The following is a 7,740-nucleotide window of genomic DNA, read 5'->3' as shown; positions in this document are numbered from 1 at the left end:
TCCGCAGGCAAGGTGATAACCGTTGCGGTGCCCTCCTCGTCCGTATAGGTCAGCTCACGGGTGGCTGGGTTGAAGGCCAGACCCCCCACGTTGAGAGGGATGTTCGTCAGAAGGCCCGCCTCGTCCGTGTAGTCCAGGCTGTTCCCGTCGGCCCCGAGGGCCAGGTTGCCCACGTTCAGAGGGATGACGTTCGTATTGTTGTCCTCGTCCACATATTCCAGGTTGTTCCCGTTTAGGGTTAAGGAGGTCAATGCATCGGAAGGTAGAGTAACTGTAATGGGTGCACCACCATTCTCCAATTCCAGAGTAAGTTCCCGGGTTGCCGGATTAAAACTAAAATCCAAAATTTGCTGGCTATCCGTTGAAGTCAATTCCCATGAATCTCCATCCCAGAAGTAGATGGTACCTGTATTTGTGTTTACATAGATATCACCGGTGTCCGCCCCGCCCGGGGATATTGATCCCGGACTCGTAACGGCCGTACCACTTAAGACCTCGCAATTACACTGATCTTGAAGTGTAACCGTGGTTTGCGAATATACAAATCCGGATATCAGAAAAATGAGCAGTAAGATTCTCTTATCCATGATAATATCTTTACTTAAAATGTTTTATAATACGTTCAAGGACTTTTTTAAAGCCTTTTTTAATTGACGGATTGATCTTTTGTACATGTTGCCCCATGATTTAAATAGAATAAACCTTTTGCACCGCTATTTTCGGTTAGGTACAAAAGTCTTGCTGGAAAGAAAATGAAATGGGTTGGTTGGGTTGATTTTTGCCCAAAGCGCCATTGTGGTTTCTCCTTGGCGAAACTTTTTCATAAATTTTGGTCAAGCTATTCATGTTTGGGGTGTGACAAACCTTCGCTATTTAGTCCCTAAGAGACATGATGGTTTTTTTACACTTTACAAAATTAACCCAACGTATACCTCAGGAAAATAAATGTTGTGTAAGTGTTAAATTGCAATGCATAGATTCGAAAAGCTGAAGTCTTTATCAATTGGTTTTCCTTTTTTTCAAGAAATTCATTGGTCGATCACGTCAATCAGAGTGGTACTTTCAGCATAGCATGCTGTGGGAAAAAACTTAAAAAATCTAGATTATTATTTAGAAAATTTTAGTCTGGATTTACCCTATATGTAATACGTTTGTTGGTAATCAACGAAGTTGTAATGTTGATATTTACCGTACCAATGTCACATAATTTACTGGTATCCGTAATGGCGATTTTACAAAGGGATGGATCGGGCCCTCCGGAATTATCCATGAATCTGCCTACAATGGGTGCAGTTACCAAACTGGTATCCAAGGGGGAATAATCCGGGGCCACATTGCTTATGGTCGTTGTAGTTCCATTTGCCGTGTACGTAATATCTCCGGTTAGTTCATCATATTCCACGATGTAGGTGACATTTCCACTTAGAAAACTCCCTAAGGTTCTAGTATAACTTGTACTAAGTCCGGTACTCCCATTTATTACCGTAATCGACACACCCAGTTCATTACTTGTAATATGATATATCCTAAAGTTTCCTCCTGTGATGATATCCGCCGTACCTTCATTGTCCTGATAATCAAATTCTATTCTAAAACTTGTGAAGTCGAAAATACTTCCCGTATTGGGAATGGTGATATCCAAACCTGTACTACCTCCTGCTCCCGAACCTATCCGTACACCGCATGCTGTCTGCACTGCATTTGAATTTATGCTAGTCGCATCCGGACCAACGGTCGCAGCGGTCAATGTGGATGTATCAAAATCAAATTGGGAGACCAATTCGTTCGCCGTACCATCATCACAAACTTCGTAATCGAAATTTACATTCCCAACAAAACCCGCTTGGGGAACAAAAGTGAAACTTCCGTCATTTCCCAAAGTCAATATACCGTTAACGGGCGAAACGACAGGCGTTGGATTAACCGTTAAGCTACCTCCATCCGGATCGGTGTCATTGGTAAGAACACCGTTTAATGCATCTATTGTAATGTTTCTATTTAAATATCCAGGGTATACATCATCCGTGGCTACAGGAGGTGTATTTTGTCCGAATAGTGTACAACAAAAGAGTATACTACCTATAAAAATAAATTGAGAGTAGGTAAAACTTGCCAATCCACTTAATTTTTATCGACTCGATAAGTTATTCTCCTATTTGTAATTATTTCAGATACATTCACGGTCAAAACCGCTATAGTAGAGGCTACGGCACTGCAAGGAAGTGCGGAATTGGAAACCTGTACCCTGTATTGATTTCCATTATCGGTGGGTGCGGCATTGGTAACGGTGAGTGTATTCGTTGTTGTACCACTGTAAATGCCCGTATCGGTCAAATCCACCCAGCTAAAACCATTAAAAAGCTGCCATTGATAGGTATCTACATTTAATGTTGTAACGGTAAAGGTGGTGCTACATCCCGGACAAATTGTGCTATTTACGGGTTGCGAGGTAATAGATGGACCAGTATTTACAGTAGCTGTAATCGCAGTTCTGGCCGCCGTGGTACATCCGCTACTCGTGGCATCAACATAATATGTAGTTGTGCTTGAAATACTGGGGGTAACAAAACTTGTTCCAGTACCCAATGAGCTACCTCCCACTGCACTTGCATACCAGTTAATGGTTCCGGCCGAAGCAGTAGCCCCTAAAGTTACAGTACCGGGTCCACAACGAGATCCTGGTGTAGTACTGGTAATGGTAGGTATGGGTTCTATGGTAATAGTGGTGATTACGGTAATATTAAGCACAGGATCTCCAGGTGTTCCTCCATACTCCACGACATATCCCTGAGGCTGATAATTTCCAGACGCAGCTCCTGTATTCGATAAATCGTTCCAAGATCCATTGGGGTTTACATTGGGGTGCGTAATGTGGGCGTAATCCTCATTTCCGGACTGGTTAGGTTCTCCAGTGTTCCAAAATGCAAAGTTAGGCGTACTCCCACCTGCTGTTCCATTCCAAAACACAGTGCCTGCCTCCGGTCCGGTCACCCACTGCCAGACCCCTTCCGTAGCGGCATCGCTTCCTCCTATCCATCCTACCCCGACCGCCTGGGAACCTGAGAAATCGGCTTCTGCCTGCGAGGTCAAAGTAGCCAAATACCCCTGTAACCCAAAATAGGTCCTTGCACTCGCCGCGGTATTGGCAGCGGTCCAGGTGATTCCCAAATTTGGAACATATTCATAATAGTGCCCCGTGGCCGGTAAATAATTGGCCTCGCCTACAGTTATAGAAAATTGTCGTGTCCCTGTTGGGTTCGCGGCACTACTGGAATACTCCACGGCCAAAATGGCCGTCTCGAATTCAGTATACGGAGCAGGGCCTGAGAGGGTCAATTCTCCTTGCACGGCATCCCAACTTGAAGTAATATTTGGATGAGTCCCTGTCAAGGTCAATAGATCCTCCCCATTGACATAACCCGATGAAATCTGAATATACACGGCGTTCGTGGACGTGTCGTCCACATCCGTGATGCCAATGGTTTCTGCTATGGGAAGAGAACTTCCCGGGCAATAGGTTTGATTTCCCGTACCGGTTAAAACTGGTGCTGCATTCGAAGAAGGAACTTCAATTTGGACATTATCAATGTAGACAAACTCACCGGATTCCCAGTTACAATACGAACATGTTCCTACATTGATAAAACGTATGGTGGTAAATGCTGAGATATATGCCGAAATGTCTTGGGTGAAGCTTCCACTTTGGCTTCCCGTGAACGTACCTATCGTTGTAAAACTTGTTCCATTGTTGGATACTTGTATGTTTAACTGTTCACCGGAAGAACCTCCATCCAAACCCGATGTTTGCCAATCAAAGGTTAAAATTGCAGAACTGTGTGCGCTTAAGTCGGCCGACCTTGTTATCCTTCGATTGTTTGTTGATATATCCTCAAAACGGAGCTCATTCCCGGTAATCCGTATCCTGCCCGAACTGGGATTATTATTATCGTTGGCCTCTACCCAATTGGTAGAATAATTTAAGGTACCATTGTTATTGGAATAGGATACCGTGTTGAAATTGTCCAAATAAGTATCCTGCCCTAAAACCTGTACAGCTGGGAAAATAAGCAACAAGAATAAAACACTTCGACCAACTAATCTCATACCAAAGTTTGGTGTCGGAATCATGAATTTCGCTAGATATCAGCAAAATTTGAATAAAAATAAGGTGTGCGGAATCTATGCTCCTAAAAATTGTTGTGTAGATCAGTAATGTACCTGTGAAGATTGCAAATATTGGTGTCTACCCTTTAAAGTCCTACAACAAAAACACTTAAAAGTAGGATATTCTGCCGATGTGATGCTACCCAATCAAGAATATTCCAAAGGTCTAAAAAACAAAAATGCAGTTCTCTATAGGAACTGCATTTACGCATTAGTTTGGTTGGTTATTATTCCAATATAATAAATTCCGATCTCCGGTTCAATTCATGTTCCGCATTGGAACATCTTACTCCATTTTCACACTGGTTTACCAATTTGGTCTCCCCGAAACCTTCACCCTCTAGGCGATCCGCGGCAATTCCTTTTGAAATCATATAATTTACCGTAGACTCAGCTCTCTTTTGAGATAACCATAGGTTATATGAATCCTTTCCCCTACTGTCCGTATGTGAATTTACCTTGATCTTAAGACTTGGGTATTTCTCCATCGCCGCTATCACTTTTTCCACTTCAACCTCTGAATCCTTACGGATATTGTATTTGTCAAAATCAAAGTAAATGGTACTTAACTGTAATAATTTAGCCAAATCATCACCAAAACCGGCGGTAATCCTATCTCTTTCCAGATAAAAGTCCATTATTCTTGGTTTGCCATCAGACTTGCCCAAATACTCTTCCGAAGGTACATAACCTTCCATTGAGGCCCTGACAAAGTTCCCTTGGTTACAATCAATGATTATCGAATAGTTTCCATCAGAATCGGTAATGGTAGTCAAGACTTCTTCATTGTTCTCATTGATCACTTTGATCGTGGCGCCAACAAGGACTTCATTGGATATTTTGTCCCTCACTGTTCCTGTAACCTGTTGATTACAATCCAAAATCAGCGGAATGGTTTCCAAAAAGCTATAGATATCATCTGCCCCCTGTCCTTCAGATCTGTTTGAAGCGAAATAACCTTCTCGGGTATCTTCATTGAAAATAAAGGTAAAATCATCTTTTTGACTATTTACCGGTTCACCCACATTTACCACCGAACCTGTTAATCTATTCTCTGCGATTTTTGTAGCAAATATGTCCAAACCACCTAATCCAGGATGACCGTCCGAGGAAAAGTAAAGTACCTCTTCACTTGTGATAAACGGAAATGTTTCCCTTGCTTCCGTATTTATGGGAGTTCCCAAATTTTGTGGTGTTCCGTAGGTACCGTCTTCGTTGATTGAAACTTTAAAAAGGTCGGATTCTCCTAGTGTACCGGGCATATCCGAAGCAAAGAATAACGTCTTTTCATCAGGACTTAAAGCAGGATTCGCCACGGAATAGGCATCGCTATTAAAAGGAAGCTCCTCGATATTGGTCCAAATTCCGTCAACAAGCTCCGCTTTAAAAATCTTTAACCGTATTACTCCTTTTTCGTCCTTTTTGTATTTGCCTTCAACAAAGTTGTTCCTTGTGAAATACAGGATACTACCATCCTTATTGGTAATCGATGTGGATTCGTGCAATCTTGTATTTACGTCATCGCCCAGCTTTGTTACGTAATTTGTTGAAATGCTATCTGCATTTATCTTGTACAAATCCAAAAAATCCTTGGCGTTCCACGTATGCCTATATCGTGCAAAATTCCCGGTGTCCCTATCCGAAGAAAAAATGAGTCCATCTTTATAAAATGATGGTGCAAAATCCGAGTATGGAGAGTTATACTCAAATTGGGCAATATCATATCTCCCGGAGTTCTCCTTAATTTTTTCCAAATAATTTTTCTCATCACGATATACCGAAGCCCTTAGGTCATCCCCGGTACTTTCAGTAAACTTTGCCATAATTTTATCTGCTCCATCGTAATTGCCTAAAGTTTTTAGGGTTTGCGCGTATCTAAAGTAATACTCAGGCCCCACGGTAGATGGATATTCGTTTACCAACCTTTCATAAGTTTTGGCGGCATCTGCATAGTCGGCATTGAAATAGTATGAATTGCCCAACTTTTTGAGCAAATCGGCCGAAACGTAACCCTTTTCCAAAACTCTTTTGTAAATATCTATTGCAGGGCTAAAGGAATATTCCTCGTAATTAGCATTGGCTTTGGTAACCAATCTTTCCTGAGCAGTACTTCTAACTCCCAAAGAAAGCACCGTAATAAAAAGTAGTGATAGTATTTTTTTTACCATTTGTCCGGTTTTAAAAGAAGCGGGGTGATACTAATCTTTGGAAGGATTTCACCAACTCAACCCTCAAAAATACTTCAAAAGATCCATCATTGAACTGAGTACCTCCCAAATCCGTGGTTTCCCTATCATATGCCAGTCCCAACATGAGTTGGTCCGTTATCTGAAACCCGACTAAACCGCTCAAAGCGGCATCCCAGCGATATGCGGCCCCAAACGAAAACTTTTCATTGAACAAAAAACTAGCCGAAAGGTCCAATTGCAAGGGAGCTCCTCCCACGACTTTGGTCAACAAAGCAGGTTTAAACTTAAGGTTGCTATTTAAGTCGAAAACGTATCCGGTTATCAAATAAAAATTAATTCTTTCCTGAGAAAGAAACTGTACGGAATTGGCGTCTCTTTGCGAATTGTCGAAGTAATCGGTTTCCAATACATTTGGGGCTGACAGGCCCGCATAAAATCTGTCCGTATGGTAATATACCCCTAAACCAAAATTTGGAGAAAACCTATTATCTATATTATCCCCGGTAATTGGTTCATCATCAAAATTATTCAAACCATTAAAATCCAAACTAAGAAAGTTTCCACCCAATTTCAATCCAAAGGATAGTTTTGCATCCAAGGATACATCTATGGTATAGGATACCATAGCATCCAAATAGGTCTCGGAAACAACGCCGTCGCCGATATTATCATTTACAATAGAGATACCATAACCCAATTTACTATTGCGAATTGGTGAATGAAGGTTTAATGTAAACGTCTCTGGGGCTCCGTCCAATCCAACCCATTGGGAGCGATATAATGCAGCTAAACTAAGTTGACCTCTCGATCCTGCATATCCGGGGTTTACGGTCATCGTGTTATACATGTACTGGGTGTATTGTGCATCTTGTTGCCCAACCACTTCATGTACAAAAATGAAGATAAAAAAACCACTTGCCAGGAAACTCTTAAGTTTAGTCATATTCAGTCTCAATATCATTTGCTAATGTATATGTAACCATCCTCGACAGTACGGCTTTGGGACCCTGTCAATTGGTATTCAAATATATAAAAATATACCCCCGCCGGAAGATAGTCGTTTACACTTAGTGTAGACCGTCCCTTTGACCTCCCATCAAAAACGTTGTTTTGATTGTTGTAATTGGAGCCTTCATATACTTTTACTCCCCATCTATTGAAGATCTGTAATGAGTTATTATCCACTAACTCAAGTCCACGTATAAAAAGGAAGTCGTTATCCCCATCCTGATTGGGAGTAACCAACTGGTTTACCTCTACTTTGTTGTCAGGATCCAAATAGTTAGGTGTGCCGTCATCGTCAGTGTCGTCGTCGGTAGGGTCGCCGTCCCCGTCGGCGTCCTCGTCGGGGGTATCGATGCCGTCGCCGTCGTCGTCAACGTCGCGA

General features: G+C 42.0%; 6 protein-coding genes. All 6 read right to left on the bottom strand.

From position 1 onward, the window contains the following. A partial coding sequence (locus Q0993_RS17140; protein WP_299535377.1) for a hypothetical protein occupies positions 1-587 on the bottom strand: 587 nt, incomplete at its 3' end. Between the two features lie 533 nt (positions 588-1,120). After that, positions 1,121-2,116 (bottom strand): Ig-like domain-containing protein, encoded by a 996-nt coding sequence (locus Q0993_RS17135; RefSeq protein WP_299535374.1) that lies wholly within the window; start codon positions 2,114-2,116, stop codon positions 1,121-1,123. A gap of 5 nt (positions 2,117-2,121) precedes the next feature. Further along, positions 2,122-4,104: a hypothetical protein gene (locus tag Q0993_RS17130; protein WP_299535372.1), complete on the bottom strand. Its 1,983-nt coding sequence runs from the start codon at positions 4,102-4,104 to the stop codon at positions 2,122-2,124. Between the two features lie 287 nt (positions 4,105-4,391). Continuing rightward, positions 4,392-6,332 carry an OmpA family protein gene (locus tag Q0993_RS17125; protein ID WP_299535370.1) on the bottom strand — a complete coding sequence of 647 codons (1,941 nt, stop codon included), beginning with the start codon at positions 6,330-6,332 and terminating at the stop codon, positions 4,392-4,394. A 10-nt stretch (positions 6,333-6,342) separates the two neighbouring features. Beyond that, positions 6,343-7,296 (bottom strand): type IX secretion system membrane protein PorP/SprF, encoded by a 954-nt coding sequence (locus Q0993_RS17120; RefSeq protein ID WP_299535368.1) that lies wholly within the window; start codon positions 7,294-7,296, stop codon positions 6,343-6,345. A gap of 14 nt (positions 7,297-7,310) precedes the next feature. Further along, the coding region (locus Q0993_RS17115) for a gliding motility-associated C-terminal domain-containing protein (protein WP_299535366.1) at positions 7,311-7,740 on the bottom strand (430 nt) is incomplete at its 5' end.

Origin of the sequence: Ulvibacterium sp., assembly GCF_028285715.1 — a bacterium.
Taxonomy (GTDB): Bacteria; Bacteroidota; Bacteroidia; order Flavobacteriales; family Flavobacteriaceae; genus Ulvibacterium.
The sequence above is the reverse complement of the archived record's forward strand: the minus strand, read 5'-3'. Positions and strand labels throughout refer to the sequence as shown.